We start from the raw sequence: 14412 nt of genomic DNA, 5'->3' as shown, positions 1-14412 counted from the left end.
TACAATTCCATTATACCTATGATAATTCTCATTGTCGAATCACATGAAGCTGTTTTTTCAAACTCTTATCCTTATATTAACACTCCCTGCATACGTATAGAATAATCCACTTTGCTCGTCCCTGGATGCAGCTAACAAGGAGTGTGATGCCCATGGATCGTTTAATTCTCAAACGTTGTGGCAGGGGAATATGCGTGATGGCATCCTTCTGCCTCATCGCCTATTTGATATATGTAACGCTGCCGCTGCTCTATCCCTTCCTTCTGGCCTGGATCATCGCTTATGCGATGAATCCTTTTGTCAATCTGCTGCAGAAGAGCCTTAGAGTGCCGCGCTGGATAGCTGTCATCGTATCCCTATTGCTATATTTCGGCGCTGCACTAATGATTCTTACCGCGGCCATCACCAGGCTGGTCAAGGAACTGATCGCTATGTCCCAATCCTTCAATTTGCATATCGACACCTGGATGAATTGGCTAACGGCCTGGACACAGAGTGACAGCATCCAAAATATCGTGAATGAAATCAGCCGTTTCTACCAAAACAATCCAAATTATCATGATACCATTAATCAAAATATCACCCGCACAACACAAACGATAGGCACCTTCGTGACCGATTTGGTTACAGGGATTTTTAACGGTATCGTGCAGGTTATATATTATCTGCCGAACTTAGGCACAATTCTTATCGTGGTATTGCTGGCTACATTTTTTCTCAGCAACAGCTGGGAACGTCATAATCGCGCTCTTCTACGTATCGTCCCAGGGGTCATCCATAAACCCATGATCTATATTTTTTCGGATTTAAAAAAAGCACTTCTTGGCTTCGCAAGAGCCCAATTGATTCTTATCTCTATTACGGCTTTTATCGTCATGATCGCTCTTTATGCGCTAGGGGTACATTCCGCGTTCTCGATCGCTCTTCTCATCGGCTTGGTGGACCTTCTGCCTTATCTTGGCGTCGGGATTGTCCTGATCCCCTGGTCACTGTATGCTTTCATGTCCCATGATCTGACACTCGGAATAGGTTTGACTGTTCTGTACAGTATCATTCTGATCGTCAGACAGATCATGGAGCCCAAAGTGCTTGCCAGCAGTGTGGGTCTTGACCCGCTTGCCGCCCTGCTGGGCATGTTCGTGGGTCTGAAGCTGTTCGGAATCTTAGGATTGATCATCGGTCCGGTTTCGCTGGTTATTCTAGATGCATTTCACCGCGCCCATGTATTCAAAGACCTGAGGAATTACGTGATAGGCGGAAGGTTCAGGTAATCAGTCTGCGCTCAGACGAACCTTGTTCTTCACTGCTGCGCCTTCATCACTGAGGATTAATTGAAGCAGCACTGCGTTGAATAACGGGATCTCAACATAAACAGACCGGCCGCTAGCGGCCGGTCTGTTGTTAATTCGTATGCTGTTATCTGCGAAATATCGTGATTTTCCCGTTTTTCATATTCTTTTTCATCCACTTCCACAGCAAGAGTCGATACAGCGGACGGGTTAATGGGAAAATGAGCGTGAATCCGATGATGTCTGTAACAAAACCGGGCAGAATGAGGAAAATCCCCCCCAAAAATATACACAGGCCATCAGCCATCGAAGCTCCTTGAACCATGCCAGAGTTAATTCTCCGCTTGGCATCCTCCATTGCTTTTCGGCCTTCAAATCTCATCATCGCGACACCAACCGCAGAAGTCAGCAATGTTAACCAAAATGTATTCATACCGCCTACGCGATCCGCAACGAATTGGAATCCTAATATTTCAATAGCAGGCACAAAAATAATCGCTGCCAGCAACCATTTGAACATGAAGCTACTCCTTCCTCCCTAAAAGGGTGTCCTTCAAAGCATGATACAGCTTAGGCGCGCATTTATCCAGTCGAGCCGGTTTCCACTCCTGGTTCAACCATACATGGCGAGTCGAACCATTCGTGAGCAGAACACCGGGAAGATCAGCTTGACCAGGCTCTTCATTCAGTCTCAGACCAGCCTGTTCCTGTTCGCTAAGCAAACGCACCTCATACTCATAGTGTATTCGAAGGGGGGAGAAAGCAGTCATTCTCGTAAATACCGTGACCAGATCATCATAACGGGCAGGCTGCCGATATTTGATATCCAAATCCACCACCGGAAGCAAGACGCCTTCCTCTTCCATGCCCCGGTAGGTAAACCCCAGTTCCCGAATCATCTCGGTTCGGCCGATCTCGAACCAGTTTAAATAGTTGGCATGATATACGACACCCATTTGATCGCTTTCATGGTAACGAACCCGAAAGGAAGTCCGAAACCAGCGGCTTAGTGTCGTTATGGATGGATCAGGCAACACCATCATCCCCTCATCTATGCAAAAAGCAATGGCCGACAATCTCGTCCATTGCTTGGTTGCAGTTATATTCATAATCCAACGGATTCTTGACTCTTGTATTATTGCTGTGCCGGAATATGATCCACTTTCAGCAAGTTAGTCGAACCGGAACGGCCAAGCGGCACGCCAGCAGTAATGACAACCAGGTCGCCTTCTTTGACAAGACCCGATTTCACACCGCCTTGCAGTGCATAGTCAAACATTTCATCCGTAGAGGAAGCCTGTTCGCCTTTAACCGGCGTTACGCCCCAAGTCAGTGCCAAACGTCTCATCGTTCTCTCCTGTGTCGTCACAGCAACGATAGGCGCCTCTGGACGGTATTTGGATACCATACGGGCGGTTTGGCCTGATTCTGTAGAGGAAATGATCGCTTTCGCGCTCAGGTCAAGTGCCGAGATCGCTACAGATTGGCTGATTGCTTCCGTTACGCTGGTTTCTTGAGCGATACGCTGTTTCAAGAACATTTCGCGATAGTTCAGCGCGGATTCCGCTTTCTCTGCGATGCGGGACATCGTGAGTACGGATTCCACAGGGTATTTACCTGCAGCTGTTTCGCCGGACAGCATGATTGCATCAGTTCCATCAAAGATCGCATTCGCCACGTCACTTGCTTCCGCACGGGTAGGACGAGGGTTGCGCTGCATGGAATCGAGCATTTGTGTAGCCGTGATGACCGGTTTGCCAGCCAGGTTACATTTTTCGATCATGCGCTTTTGTACCAATGGTACTTCCTCAGCCGGAATCTCTACGCCGAGGTCACCACGGGCTACCATCAAACCATCGGAAACTTCAAGAATTTCATCCAGGTTGTCAACGCCTTGTTGGTTCTCGATTTTAGAAATAATTTGAATGTGCTCACCGTTATGCTTCTTCAGCAATTCACGGATTTCAAGCACATCACTTGCTTTACGAACGAAGGAAGCGGCAATAAAATCGATGCCCTGTTCGATTCCGAAAATGATATCGTTGGCGTCTTTTTCCGTGATTCCCGGTAGGGAAATCGCTACACCCGGCACGTTTACACCTTTTTTGCTCTTAATCGTTCCGCCATTGACAACGCGGCATCTGATCTCAGTGCCTTGAATTTCTACAACGGTTAAACCAATCAGACCATCATCAATCAGGATAGTGGAACCAACCACCACATCCTGCGGCAACTCTTTGTAAGTGACAGACAAACGATTCTTATCACCAAGGATTTCCTCGGTAGTAAGGGTGACATACTCATCTTGTACAAGCTCAATCGGTTCCACTTCAAGTTTACCGGTGCGGATTTCTGGACCCTTGGTATCAAGCAGGATCGCTACCGTTTTGTTCAGCTCTTCGCAAGCTTGGCGGATGTTTTTGATCCGGTTGCCATGCTCCTCGAAGTCGCCGTGGGAGAAGTTCAAGCGTGCCACGTTCATGCCGGCCATAATGAGCTTCTTGGTGTTTTCCAACGATTCACTGGAAGGACCGATAGTACATACAATTTTAGTTTTGCGCATTTGGGTTTCCTCCGTTTATTAAAAGGTTCTCTATATCTCTCCAACAATTAAATCTACTACAAAAAGTCTCATTTGTATAGGAAATTCGTCATCTTTCCTATACTCATCAGACTTTTATAGGGAAACGTCTTCCTGTTCTACCCTTGCAAAATCAAACTCACCGATTTTGCGGAATTTACGGTACCGATCTTCCTTCAGCTCACAAGCATCCATCAAGGACAGCTCTTTCAGCTGACGGATCAGTGCGCTTGAAATCGCAGCGGCCGTCTCTTCATAGCTGCGATGCGCTCCACCCTTAGGCTCCGGTATGATCTCTTCGATGACTTCCATCTCCAGCAAATCCTTAGCGGTGATCTTCATCGCTTCGGCAGCCTGGTCAGCTTTGGAAGCATCCTTCCATAGAATGGAAGCGGCGCCATTCGGAGAAATCGCTGAATAGATGGCATGCTCAAGCATAAGCACTCGGTTACCTACAGCCATCGCAAGGGCACCGCCGCTTCCACCTTCGCCGATGACCACACAAACAACGGGCACTCCAAGAGAAGACATCTCCCGCAGATTACGGGCGATCGCCTCGGACTGACCTCTTTCTTCAGCTGTATTACCCGGATACGCGCCCTTTGTATCAATAAAGGTGATGATCGGACGGTTGAATTTATTCGCCTGCTGCATAAGCCGGAGTGCTTTACGGAAGCCTTCCGGATGAGGACTTCCGAAGAAACGGGCGATATTATCCTTTGTATCTTTCCCGCGCTGCTGTCCGAGCACCGTCACGGGAACTCCATCAAGCTTGGCCAAACCGCCGACAACAGCAAGATCGTCCCCGTAGAGACGATCCCCATGCAGCTCGATGAAATCCGTAAAGATCAACTGGATCAGATCAAGCGAAGTCGGTCGCTGTTGATGACGGGCCAGATGCATTTTCTGGGAAGGTGAAATCGAAGTATAGATTTCTTCTTCCAAACGACTATATCGTTCTTCAAGGCGGGCGATTTCATCCGTAAAGTCAATCCCTTTTTCCTCTCCGAATTGTTTCAGTTCTTCAATCTTCTTGCGCATTTCGGCAAGTGGCTTTTCAAATGGCAATTCGCCTGACATTAGAATCCCCCTTTCACGGTATGCATCTCCAGCAGCTTACCTAGCATGGAGCGCATATCTTTCCGATGAACAACCATGTCAAGCTGACCATGAGCCAGATTGAACTCCGCTGTCTGGAAATCGTCAGGAAGCTTCTGGCGAATCGTCTGTTCAATCACGATCCGGCCCGCAAAGCCGAAGACAGCTCCCGGCTCGGCGATATTAATGTCGCCTAAAGTCGCAAAACTGGCGGACACCCCGCCTGTCGTCGGATCCGTGATCACCGATATATAGAGCCCGCCGAGTTCGTTGAACCTGGACAAAGCTGCACTTGTTTTGGCCATCTGCATCAAACTAAGTATGCTCTCCTGCATTCGCGCACCGCCCGAAGTGGAGAAAATAATAAGTGGCAGACGCTTGTCCGTTGCAAACTCAATCGCTCGGGTGATCTTCTCCCCAACGACGGAGCCCATGCTTCCCGTGAAAAAGTCGAAACTCATGACAGCAACTACTACGGGCTGTCCCTGAATGGAGCCTTGTCCCGTAATTACGGCATCATGAAGACCCGACTTCATCTTCTGCTGCTCCAGCTTGGCTGCATATCCCGGAAACTTCAGCGGATCCACCGAGATCATTTCTGCGTCGAACTCTTCGAAGCCTGTCTCATCCAGCGTCATGGAAATCCGCTCTACCGCGTTCAAGCGCATATGATGTCCACATTCCTGACAGACCTTCAGGTTCTTCTCAAGTTCCTTACTGTATTGAATAGTGCCACATTTGGCACACTTGTTCATCAGACCCTCCGGAATTTCCCGTTTCGGGCGTTCGCCTTCCTGAGGCTGCCCTGTTGTCCCATATCGTTCCGATGGGATCGTTGCGTATTTCCTTTTTTTCTGAAACAAGTCTTTAAACACAACTACACCTCTCCAGCCGTAAATTTGAATGGCCGCCGCAATAACATATCGCCGATCCGTACACTTGCTTCGCTATGTAACCCAGAAAAAACTAGGGATGCAAGATCGAATTCAATACTTCCTGTACTTCCTCAAGCTCTCCGGAGGGTACCAAAATCTCAAACTGTTGTTTGGAAAGATTCACAGGACGGCTTTGAACCAAAAAACCTTCTTCCGTTAGCCTGGTCTTGATCATTTCCGCCACCTTTGCAGTTGGCGCAATATAGATTACCGTCCACATGCCTTTCAGATCCCCCTAATCTCGTCCCACAGGCATTTCCTGAGCCGATATAATGGATAATGATAACATACTTCAGTTTTTACCTCAACAAAGAGACAGGGGGCTGAAAACCATTTATATACCCTTATGCAGCGATTCGACATGCCTCGTGCAAATCAGTCAGATCCCGCAGCATACTGGGCCGCATCGGGACTGCGATGTGCGATCCGCGATGAAGCCGCAGCGGCGATGCCTGCAACGAGATCATCCAGAAACACATGAATCTGGTCTGACTGTTCATTCAATATCTCAATCACACCTATTTTCTCTTTATCCAGATAGCCAAAGCTGGTCAGTCCAATCATGCCGTATATGCTCGTAACACCCAGCGCCATCGTTTCATCCACTCCGTAAAGCGGTTCGTCATTCTCCAGTATGGACTGCAGCGGCTCAGGCAGCAGCTTTTTCTCGGCCAGCTCATCCAGTGCAATGCCCGTGAACAGCGTATACTGCACCTCTCGCTTGCCGAGTACGGCTCGGACGCTTTCTTCGCACTGCTGCATGGTTAGCTTGGGATGATAGCGCTGCTGAAGCTTAAATACGATATCCGCGATGGAGCCTACACTGACTCCTCTGCGGCTAAGCATGCTTTCTGCCAAGTCCGTTGACATTACAAATCCCTCCCGCGTCTTTGGCCGTTACTCTCCAGTTGCTGCTGTTATGAAGAGCTGTAATTTGAGCAAAATACTCGGCCAACATTACCTGTAGTGTCCTATTTGTATGCGGGAGGGGGGAAAAACGTTCTTAAATTTTCATATCATTTCACTTTAACTGTGTCTTTACCTAGCATGCTCTCAATTTCGGCAAATAGCTCCTGTGAGGGCTTGATCCGGTAAGCATCACTCAGCGCGAGCACCTTCTGGCTTCGCTCATAGAACAGCACTGTTGCCATGGAGCCCGGATGCTGCTGCAGAAGCTCCTTCAGCTTCACGAGCAGCTCCGACCGCTCCACATCGGCCGTTATTTTTACAAATACACGCTGTTCAGCCTTAGCATTCGGTATCCTGCCGGGCGATTCCTTCTTGGATGGCTCATGTAATACTGTTGTTTCCATTCGGCCAGGCTGCAGAACCTGATCTGGGGGAGTCGTGACAGACGAAGGTTTGCCTGACAAAACTGCCTGTGCTCCAGTTCCGCCTGGTTTCTCGTTCCTGCCTGCTCCCTCGTTTCTCCCTCTGCTGCCTGAAGTTCCCCGAACCTTGCTGCGCTGGATCAGTTGACCCAAAGTTTGCGCTTCGAGCGGCGCTATTTCTTCAGCTAGCAGCTTAAAGCCTTCGTCCTGCAGCTGGACCTTCGCGCGAATCGCGAGCAGCGCGCCTTTTTCGATCAGATGTGAGCTTCGCTTCCACACTTCCGGAAAGAGGACTACCTCACAGCGTTCGATCTGGTCCTCGCATTCCATGAAGGCCATCGCCTTCCCCTGTTTCGTCGTTATCGTCTTGAGCGTTACCACCATACCGGCGACCGTTGCCATCGAATCATCGGCCGCATCATGCAGATCCATTAACCGATCCGCTCCTAGTTCCGTTAGCGTATCCTCGAATCCGTCCAGTGGATGTCCGGACAAATACATGCCCAGCAGCTCACGTTCGAATTCCAGCTGTTGACTTGCGGTATACTGCGGGATGTCAGGATATTCAATATCCCAATTCGTAGTTTCCACAAAGTCAAAAAGCTGAATCTGGAGATCGTCCCGCTCCTTCCTCCATTTCACGGCTGCATCGACCGTCTCGTCGAGCATAGCAACCAGCTGCGAACGATGGCCTTGCAGGGAGTCAAAGGCTCCAGCCTGAATCAGCGACTCGATCACGCGCTTATTGCATACACGCAGATCGACTCGGCGGCAAAAATCAAGCAGACTTTCAAACGGTTTCTCCTGTCGTATTTCGACGATATTCTCCACTGCCTGCGTACCCACGTTCTTAATGGCCGCTAGCCCAAAGCGGATCGCGCCGCCCTCCGGAGAACCAGTCTGCTCATCACTGCCCTCGGCAGCCAAGCGGCTCATGACCGGCGTGAAATACGTTCCGCTTTCGTTGACGTCAGGCGGCATCACATCGATGTTGATTCGCCGCGCCTCCAGCACGTATTCAGCTACCTTCCGATGGCTCCCCATGACAGCTGTCAGCATGGAAGCCATAAACGGAACCGGATAGTGCGCCTTAAGATAAGCTGTTTGAAAAGCCAGCACACCATAGGCAGCGGCATGCGCACGCGGGAAACCATAGTTGGCAAACCGGACAATCATATCGTACACACGATTGGCCTCATCCTCGGTATAGCCCAGCTTCAGGCTGCCCGAAACGAAATGGCTTCGCTCACGGTCAAGCACTTCGCGTTTCTTCTTCGATACCGCTCTGCGCAGCAAATCCGCTTCCCCAAGCGAGAAGCCCGCCATCCTTGAAGCGATCTGCATAATCTGCTCTTGGTAGACAATAATGCCATACGTATCGCCCAGGATCGGTATCAGGTCCGGATGGGGATATTCCGGCTCGATCTGGCCGTGCTTGGCCTGTATGAATTTCGGAATAAACTCCATCGGGCCTGGGCGGTACAGAGCATTCACGGATACGATGTCCTCGAACACCGAAGGCTTCAAATCCTTCAGAACCCGCCGTATGCCAGCGGATTCGAGCTGAAATACGCCCGTGGTCTCCCCGCGACTCAGCATTTCATAGGTCGCTTGATCGTCATCTGGGACTTGTTCGAAATCAAGCTCTCTGCCAGTCAATTCTTGTATCCATCTGAGCGTACGCTCGATAATCGACAACGTCCGCAGGCCCAAAAAATCCATCTTAAGGAGTCCCACGCTCTCCAGATTCTCCATGGAATACTGCGTAAGTGCCGTCTTCTCGCTGCCCTCCTGCAGCGGTACCGCATCCGTCAATGGCTCCCTGGAAATAACGATGCCGGCCGCATGCGTTGAAGCATGGCGGGGCATGCCCTCGACCTTCATCGCCATGTCAATCAGCTCTCGCACCTTCGGCTTCGCTTCGTACTGCTCCTTCAGCTGCGGACTCTGCTCCATCGCTTTCTCAATGCTGATTCCCAAATGGTTTGGGATCAGCTTAGCTGCCTTGTCCACATCTCCGAACGGCACATTCAGAGCACGTCCGACATCACGGACCGCTGCCCTTGCCGCCATCGTTCCGAACGTTATGATCTGGGCCACATGCCCCCTACCATATTTATCCACAACGTAATCAATGACCTCATCCCGGCGTTCGTCGCTGAAATCGATATCGATATCCGGCATCGTAATCCGTTCCGGGTTCAGGAAACGTTCGAACAACAGCTTATACTTCATCGGATCCACATTTGTAATCTGAAGCGTGTAAGCTACAAGGCTGCCTGCGGATGAACCCCGGCCGGGTCCAACGGCAATGCCCTGGCGGTGGGCATAGGCGATAAAATCCCATACGATCAAAAAATAATCGCTGAAACCCATATTCTCGATAACGCCTAGCTCATAATCGAGACGCTGCTCCAGCTCGCTGCGCAGTGCTTCATCCTGCCACCGCGCCGTACTTCCATAACGTTCCTGCAATCCGTTCAAGCAGAGATCCCGCAAATATTCCGCAGCATCCTTCCCATCCGGTAGGGAGCGGTATTCCGGCAAAATGGATTTGCCGAATTCCAGTTCCAGATTACACTGGTCTGCAATCTTAGCTGTATTCAATATTGCTTCAGGCACGTGGGGGTACAGGCGCTCCATTTCACTGCCGTTCTTCAGATAGAGCTGGTTCGTCTGGATCTGCAGTCTGTCTTCGTCTTCCACCGTCTTTCCCGTTCCAATGCAGATCAGAACGTCCTGTACCTCGGCATCGTTCTCGGTCAGATAATGAACATCATTGGTGGCTACCAGCGGTATGCCCGTCTCTCGGCTAAGCTGGATCAGCTGGGGATTCACACGCTTCTGCTCAGGAATGCCGTGATCCTGCAGTTCCAGGTAATAATCATCTCCAAAAATCGCCTGGTAACGAAGCGCAGCTGCCTTCGCCTCGGCCTCACGTCCATGAAGCAAGTGCTGGGGAACTTCGCCGCCTAAGCAAGCGCTGAGACATATGATTCCTTCATGATGGGCAGTAAGCGACTCCATATCAATTCGGGGTCTGTAATGATACCCCTCCAGATGCCCGATCGAGCACAGCTTCATCAAATTTCGATAACCGGTCTCATTCTTGGCAAGCAAAATCAGATGATAGATTGGCTGGTCTTTGCGGCTTCCCCGCTCTTTGCGGGAGCCTGCCGTGATATAAGCTTCACATCCGATAATCGGCTTGATGCCTTGGGCTACACACGCTTTGTAAAATGGAATAGCACCATACATCACACCATGATCCGTGAGCGCCAGCGATTTCATGCCGAGCGCGGCCGCTTCCCGCACCAGGTCACCGATACGTGCCGCTCCATCAAGCAAACTGTATTCACTATGCACGTGCAAATGCACGAAAGAGCTCATCGTAACGCCTTCCTTTCGCAGGTACATGTATATTTTCAGGACATTCCATGAATATCCTCATAGCTTAAAAAGTCTATATACTATTTTATCATAATCCTGATAGGACCGCCCATAGAATGAAACAAGGGAGAATGTGGACAGGCGAATTAGCCATGAGCACCCCCACTGTCAGAAGAGAGGAGACAAAATGCATGAGCGTTTTTTTATCGAAAGCGATTCTGGACTTTTTTATAGCCTTCGGCATCGTGCTCGGAGGAGCCATGGTGGGAGGGGTAGGGGCTGTGCTGTCTCTGCAGCCCCCCACACTAACCATGATTGAAGTAGCTGATCGGATAAAGATATGGGCGCTTGCAGCTGCGATCGGAGGCACGATTGATCCCATGAGGGTTATTGAAAGCAACATGGTAGTCGGCAATTTATCTCCTGCCATCAAGCAGGTTTTATATTTAGGCTTTGCATTTCTTGGAGCACATATGGGCAGCGAGCTGGTCAAATGGGTGTGCAACGGGAGGAGCTGATCGATGCGCGTACCTCCTACCCATCGCTTCCGTCCCTTTTATCAGGTCGCTTCGATCTTCGTGCTGGGTATGGTCGTCGGGAGCATCGTCTACAACTCGCTCTACCATGCCAGCTACAATAAATTATGGTTGGTCAATGAACAGCAGCAGCTCAAAATTGCGCAATATGAAGAAGATATCAAATCGTTAAAAAAATACAGCAAACAATCCACGGTGATCAAAGAGATTAAGATTCGCAGCGAACAAAACGATAAACAACCACTGGATCCTTTAATCATCAAGGAGCTCGTCAGGTTGATGGGTGAGGATCTGGCAGCCCTTCGCGGCCGAAACGTGTTTGATATCGACACAGACAGCAAACTGACGCGTTCCCTCCTCAGTGACAAAATTTATACAGTCCGCGAGAAAGATTACAAGGTTCAAATCAAGACCATGCTCGTCATGGAAGGCGTGCTTCAAATCTGGGTTAGCATCGATCATGTGGATGCAAAGTCAACCGGAGCATGATACAATACCGATAGCTAAATGATTATAATCGGTATGCTTGACGCCTGCAGCGTTTAAGCTAGTAATGAAAATAAAGGAGCCTTCCATGTTAACTGTCATCCACTATATCCTCTATATCGTTCTGGTGCTGTCCGTAGTAGCAGCCGCGCTCTACAGCATTCGCGCCCGGCGTACGGCTGATCCGGCCGACCGTGGTATATACATGTCCATGATGAACATCAGTATGGGCATCATGCTCGTCTCTCTATCACTTGTGTGCATGTTTCTATTCAGCGGGTCCACGCCGGCTGTCATTGTCGAAGCGGTATTTCTGGTGCTGGGGGCATTTAATATATTTGCCGGCATCCGAAGCCGTACTTATTACTCGAGACTGAAGAATTCACAAGCAGCCAAAGCCAACTGAATGATTTATACGACAAAGAAAGGGCATTTCGCAAAGTCTATTACGACCTGCGGAATGCCCCTTTTATTTATAGTGTGAAAGATTACTTATCCATGATCAATGGCCTGCAGGGTCATTACCGCCTTGGCAATCAGGCTGGACTGATGCTGAATCTCAATCTCCATCTTGCATGTGCGCCGGCTGTTCTCCAGCAATTTAGGCATAATGACAATCGGGTCCTCAATCTGTACAGGCCGAATGAAATATGTTGATAAATGGTCCAGCACATGATCCCAGCCGCTGATATCCTTGGCCGCCTTAACGGCCGCTTGACTCATCACGGTCGTGAGCACCCCTTGTGAGATCGTTCCAAGTTCGGAGGCCATCTGAGGTGTGATAAAGCCGTGAAAAAACAATCGGCCTTCCTCGTCCCGATCCTCTGCAATTCCGTTCCAGATCAGCTGATCAAACGTCTCGCCAAGCTGTGGTTGATTTCGGGCATCCCGCAGCGCCCCAAGCACCTCTTTTCGCGTAACTGTAGCCAGGAGCTTGCGGTTCCGATCAACGATCGGCAGAAAATCGATTCCTTCCCACATCATGATCTGCGCCGCTGATGCCAAGGATGTCTTCATGCTTGCCGTAACGGGATTGCGAGTCATTGCTTTCTCGATCGGCTGGGATTCAGCCATCCCTTCCACATCCCGGACCCCGACGATGCCAATGACTCGGTTCCATTCGTCCGTTACCGGATAACGGATTTCTCCACTCTCCTTAGATATCCGTATAAATTCTTGAACGGTGACCGAGTTTTTCAACTGATGACTCTTCGGCTTATCACGAGCAATATCCTCAACCAGCATAATTTTCTTCTTGATCAAACGGTCAAATATGGCACGGTTAATCATAGAAGCTACCGTAAAGGTATCATGCCGGGAAGAAATGATCGGCAGATGCAGCTGGTCCGCCAGATGCTTCACTTCCCGGCTCGTGCCGAAGCCGCCCGTAATCAGCACGCCTGCCCCCTGTTCTAGTGCCAGAGAGTGGGCATCTTCGCGGTTACCAACAATCATAAGGCTTCCGGCGTCAATATATCGAACCATCGCCTCTACTTTCATGGCACCAATCACGTACTTATGCAGGCTTTTATTGAGACCTTCTGCACCGCCAAGCACATGCCCCTCGACGATTTCCACAACATCAGCAAAGGTGAGCTGCTCAGAGATGTTCCTCGGCTTCCGTTCCACGCGCACCGTGCCGATCCTCTCCTTGGTAATCACAATACCCAGGCTCTCCGCTTCCTTTACTGCCCGGTATGCAGTTCCCTCGCTCACGCCCATCTCTTTGGCTAATCGACGAACGGATATTTTGCTGCCAACCTTTAAACCTTCAATATGCTGAACCAACTGCTCATGTTTAGTAATCGTATCATCCCGAACGTCCAACTGTTACACCCCCATAACACTATCTGTACTATGCTGTATCTATTATATCACGTCCTTCTATCCTCCCATACCGTCCAACACAAAAAACCTTCCGACTAAGAATACAGATGCCATATAGGCAACCATTTCCTTAATAGAAGGTTTAGCTGGGATTCTTTTCTTAATTGGCCTCCTGGCTCTTCTGTTCCTCAGGCCATTTCAGTTCCCATTGACTCAATTTCTCCTTACGGATCGCATCCAGCGCTTTCTGCTTTGCTTCATCTACGCCGATGAGATAATATAAATGCGCGCCGATGACGAGTAAGGCAAACCCCGCCCAGACTGCACCAAACAGCGAAACCCATGAGAATCCTGCAGAAAAGGTTATGCTGGGCAGGGCGTATATCAACATTCCTAGTGCAACTAATAAATAAGCCGTGTGTTTAAACTTGTTCTTCTTCTTTTTCATAATTAACGCAGCTCCTCTACTCTCTGAAATCTATATTTCTACTCTATGAGGAACGTGCGTAATTTATGAGACAAGTTTGCAAAAATGTCTTAAAATCAATGAAGCTATCGGTCAATGCCAGAATAGAAGGATCTATTAAGACTGGGCTGGCCCATATAGATGCTGCAGGCTATCCGAAATAATCTTGTTCACATCTTCAATAATAACACTCAAACGACGCTCGGCATCAAACAATCGACGGATATTGAGGTTCAGACTCAGCACTTCAAATTGCTTCTCCATCTTCTCCATTTCTTCCTGTGCCGGCATATCGCCTGACATCATGCGCTGTTGAAGCTCCATTTGACGCTGACGGAAGTCATCCAGCATACGTCTGCTCTCCGGATCAGCATCCACAAGTTTCATCGCAGAAGTAATTTCCTCTACCTCCTGACTTTCCTTCATCGCTTTTGCCAAATCATGTGCCTTATCATAGATATTCATTCTTAATT

The 14412-nt window shown here is 49.4% G+C and carries 15 protein-coding genes; 4 read left to right on the top strand and 11 right to left on the bottom strand.

Going from position 1 to position 14412, the window contains the following annotated elements:
* Positions 1-152: 152 nt before the first annotated feature.
* Positions 153-1271 (top strand): sporulation integral membrane protein YtvI, encoded by a 1119-nt coding sequence (ytvI, locus tag ABEQ74_RS17415; protein ID WP_430123376.1) that lies wholly within the window; start codon positions 153-155, stop codon positions 1269-1271.
* Positions 1272-1416: 145 nt separating this feature from the next.
* Here the strand turns inward: ytvI and ABEQ74_RS17410 are convergent, their stop codons facing one another.
* The 8 genes from ABEQ74_RS17410 to ABEQ74_RS17375 form a co-directional block, all read right to left on the bottom strand.
* Complete coding sequence (locus ABEQ74_RS17410) at positions 1417-1809, bottom strand: FxsA family protein (RefSeq protein ID WP_430123375.1); 393 nt, start codon at positions 1807-1809, stop codon at positions 1417-1419.
* A gap of 4 nt (positions 1810-1813) precedes the next feature.
* Positions 1814-2329, bottom strand: a complete 516-nt coding sequence (locus ABEQ74_RS17405) for an acyl-CoA thioesterase (RefSeq protein WP_430123604.1) — start codon at positions 2327-2329, stop codon at positions 1814-1816.
* A 95-nt stretch (positions 2330-2424) separates the two neighbouring features.
* Complete coding sequence (gene pyk, locus ABEQ74_RS17400; protein ID WP_430123374.1) at positions 2425-3852, bottom strand: pyruvate kinase; 1428 nt, start codon at positions 3850-3852, stop codon at positions 2425-2427.
* Between the two features lie 114 nt (positions 3853-3966).
* The gene (locus tag ABEQ74_RS17395; protein WP_430123373.1) at positions 3967-4950 is read right to left on the bottom strand and encodes an acetyl-CoA carboxylase carboxyltransferase subunit alpha; all 984 of its coding nucleotides are present in this window, start codon (positions 4948-4950) and stop codon (positions 3967-3969) included.
* Positions 4950-5843, bottom strand: a complete 894-nt coding sequence (gene accD / locus ABEQ74_RS17390) for an acetyl-CoA carboxylase, carboxyltransferase subunit beta (RefSeq protein ID WP_053491997.1) — start codon at positions 5841-5843, stop codon at positions 4950-4952. The genes ABEQ74_RS17395 and accD overlap by 1 nt, the downstream gene beginning before the upstream one ends.
* A 91-nt stretch (positions 5844-5934) precedes the next feature.
* On the bottom strand, positions 5935-6123 hold the full coding sequence (locus ABEQ74_RS17385) for a hypothetical protein (RefSeq protein WP_006212044.1): 189 nt from the start codon (positions 6121-6123) through the stop codon (positions 5935-5937).
* Between the two features lie 155 nt (positions 6124-6278).
* Positions 6279-6773 (bottom strand): phosphatidylglycerophosphatase A family protein, encoded by a 495-nt coding sequence (locus ABEQ74_RS17380; protein ID WP_430123372.1) that lies wholly within the window; start codon positions 6771-6773, stop codon positions 6279-6281.
* A 146-nt stretch (positions 6774-6919) separates the two neighbouring features.
* On the bottom strand, positions 6920-10624 hold the full coding sequence (locus ABEQ74_RS17375; protein ID WP_430123371.1) for a DNA polymerase III subunit alpha: 3705 nt from the start codon (positions 10622-10624) through the stop codon (positions 6920-6922).
* A gap of 191 nt (positions 10625-10815) precedes the next feature.
* Here ABEQ74_RS17375 and ABEQ74_RS17370 point away from each other — a divergent pair, with 191 nt between their 5' ends.
* From ABEQ74_RS17370 to ABEQ74_RS17360, 3 genes are all read left to right on the top strand, one after another.
* The gene (locus ABEQ74_RS17370; protein ID WP_430123370.1) at positions 10816-11142 is read left to right on the top strand and encodes a YtrH family sporulation protein; all 327 of its coding nucleotides are present in this window, start codon (positions 10816-10818) and stop codon (positions 11140-11142) included.
* A gap of 3 nt (positions 11143-11145) precedes the next feature.
* Positions 11146-11649 (top strand): hypothetical protein, encoded by a 504-nt coding sequence (locus ABEQ74_RS17365; RefSeq protein WP_430123369.1) that lies wholly within the window; start codon positions 11146-11148, stop codon positions 11647-11649.
* Between the two features lie 85 nt (positions 11650-11734).
* Entirely contained in the window at positions 11735-12052 is a 318-nt protein-coding gene (locus tag ABEQ74_RS17360; RefSeq protein ID WP_430123368.1) for a YtpI family protein, read from the top strand.
* A gap of 86 nt (positions 12053-12138) precedes the next feature.
* On the opposite strand, the gene ABEQ74_RS17355 is transcribed toward ABEQ74_RS17360, so the two are convergent.
* The 3 genes from ABEQ74_RS17355 to ABEQ74_RS17345 form a co-directional block, all read right to left on the bottom strand.
* On the bottom strand, positions 12139-13473 hold the full coding sequence (locus ABEQ74_RS17355; protein ID WP_430123367.1) for a DRTGG domain-containing protein: 1335 nt from the start codon (positions 13471-13473) through the stop codon (positions 12139-12141).
* A gap of 160 nt (positions 13474-13633) precedes the next feature.
* Positions 13634-13921, bottom strand: coding sequence for a hypothetical protein (locus tag ABEQ74_RS17350; protein ID WP_430123366.1), 288 nt, complete (start codon positions 13919-13921; stop codon positions 13634-13636).
* A 135-nt stretch (positions 13922-14056) separates the two neighbouring features.
* A complete protein-coding gene (locus tag ABEQ74_RS17345; RefSeq protein ID WP_009595776.1) occupies positions 14057-14404 on the bottom strand; it encodes a YlbF family regulator in 348 nt (115 codons plus the stop codon).
* Positions 14405-14412 lie beyond the last annotated feature (8 nt).

Origin of the sequence: Paenibacillus solani (assembly GCF_050475945.1) — a bacterium.
GTDB classification, from domain to species: Bacteria; Bacillota; Bacilli; order Paenibacillales; family Paenibacillaceae; genus Paenibacillus_AQ; species Paenibacillus_AQ solani_A.
The sequence above is the reverse complement of the archived record's forward strand: the minus strand, read 5'-3'. Positions and strand labels throughout refer to the sequence as shown.

What these genes read in the sequence shown, in the direction of transcription:
- ytvI (WP_430123376.1), top strand. Translation starts at nt 153, where the DNA reads ATGGATCGTTTAATTCTCAAACGTTGTGGCAGGGGAATATGCGTGATG.
- ABEQ74_RS17410 (WP_430123375.1), bottom strand. Translation starts at nt 1,809, where the DNA reads ATGTTCAAATGGTTGCTGGCAGCGATTATTTTTGTGCCTGCTATTGAA.
- ABEQ74_RS17405 (WP_430123604.1), bottom strand. Translation starts at nt 2,329, where the DNA reads ATGGTGTTGCCTGATCCATCCATAACGACACTAAGCCGCTGGTTTCGG.
- pyk (WP_430123374.1), bottom strand. Translation starts at nt 3,852, where the DNA reads ATGCGCAAAACTAAAATTGTATGTACTATCGGTCCTTCCAGTGAATCG.
- ABEQ74_RS17395 (WP_430123373.1), bottom strand. Translation starts at nt 4,950, where the DNA reads ATGTCAGGCGAATTGCCATTTGAAAAGCCACTTGCCGAAATGCGCAAG.
- ABEQ74_RS17385 (WP_006212044.1), bottom strand. Translation starts at nt 6,123, where the DNA reads ATGTGGACGGTAATCTATATTGCGCCAACTGCAAAGGTGGCGGAAATG.
- ABEQ74_RS17380 (WP_430123372.1), bottom strand. Translation starts at nt 6,773, where the DNA reads ATGTCAACGGACTTGGCAGAAAGCATGCTTAGCCGCAGAGGAGTCAGT.
- ABEQ74_RS17375 (WP_430123371.1), bottom strand. Translation starts at nt 10,624, where the DNA reads ATGAGCTCTTTCGTGCATTTGCACGTGCATAGTGAATACAGTTTGCTT.
- ABEQ74_RS17370 (WP_430123370.1), top strand. Translation starts at nt 10,816, where the DNA reads ATGAGCGTTTTTTTATCGAAAGCGATTCTGGACTTTTTTATAGCCTTC.
- ABEQ74_RS17365 (WP_430123369.1), top strand. Translation starts at nt 11,146, where the DNA reads ATGCGCGTACCTCCTACCCATCGCTTCCGTCCCTTTTATCAGGTCGCT.
- ABEQ74_RS17360 (WP_430123368.1), top strand. Translation starts at nt 11,735, where the DNA reads ATGTTAACTGTCATCCACTATATCCTCTATATCGTTCTGGTGCTGTCC.
- ABEQ74_RS17350 (WP_430123366.1), bottom strand. Translation starts at nt 13,921, where the DNA reads ATGAAAAAGAAGAAGAACAAGTTTAAACACACGGCTTATTTATTAGTT.
- ABEQ74_RS17345 (WP_009595776.1), bottom strand. Translation starts at nt 14,404, where the DNA reads ATGAATATCTATGATAAGGCACATGATTTGGCAAAAGCGATGAAGGAA.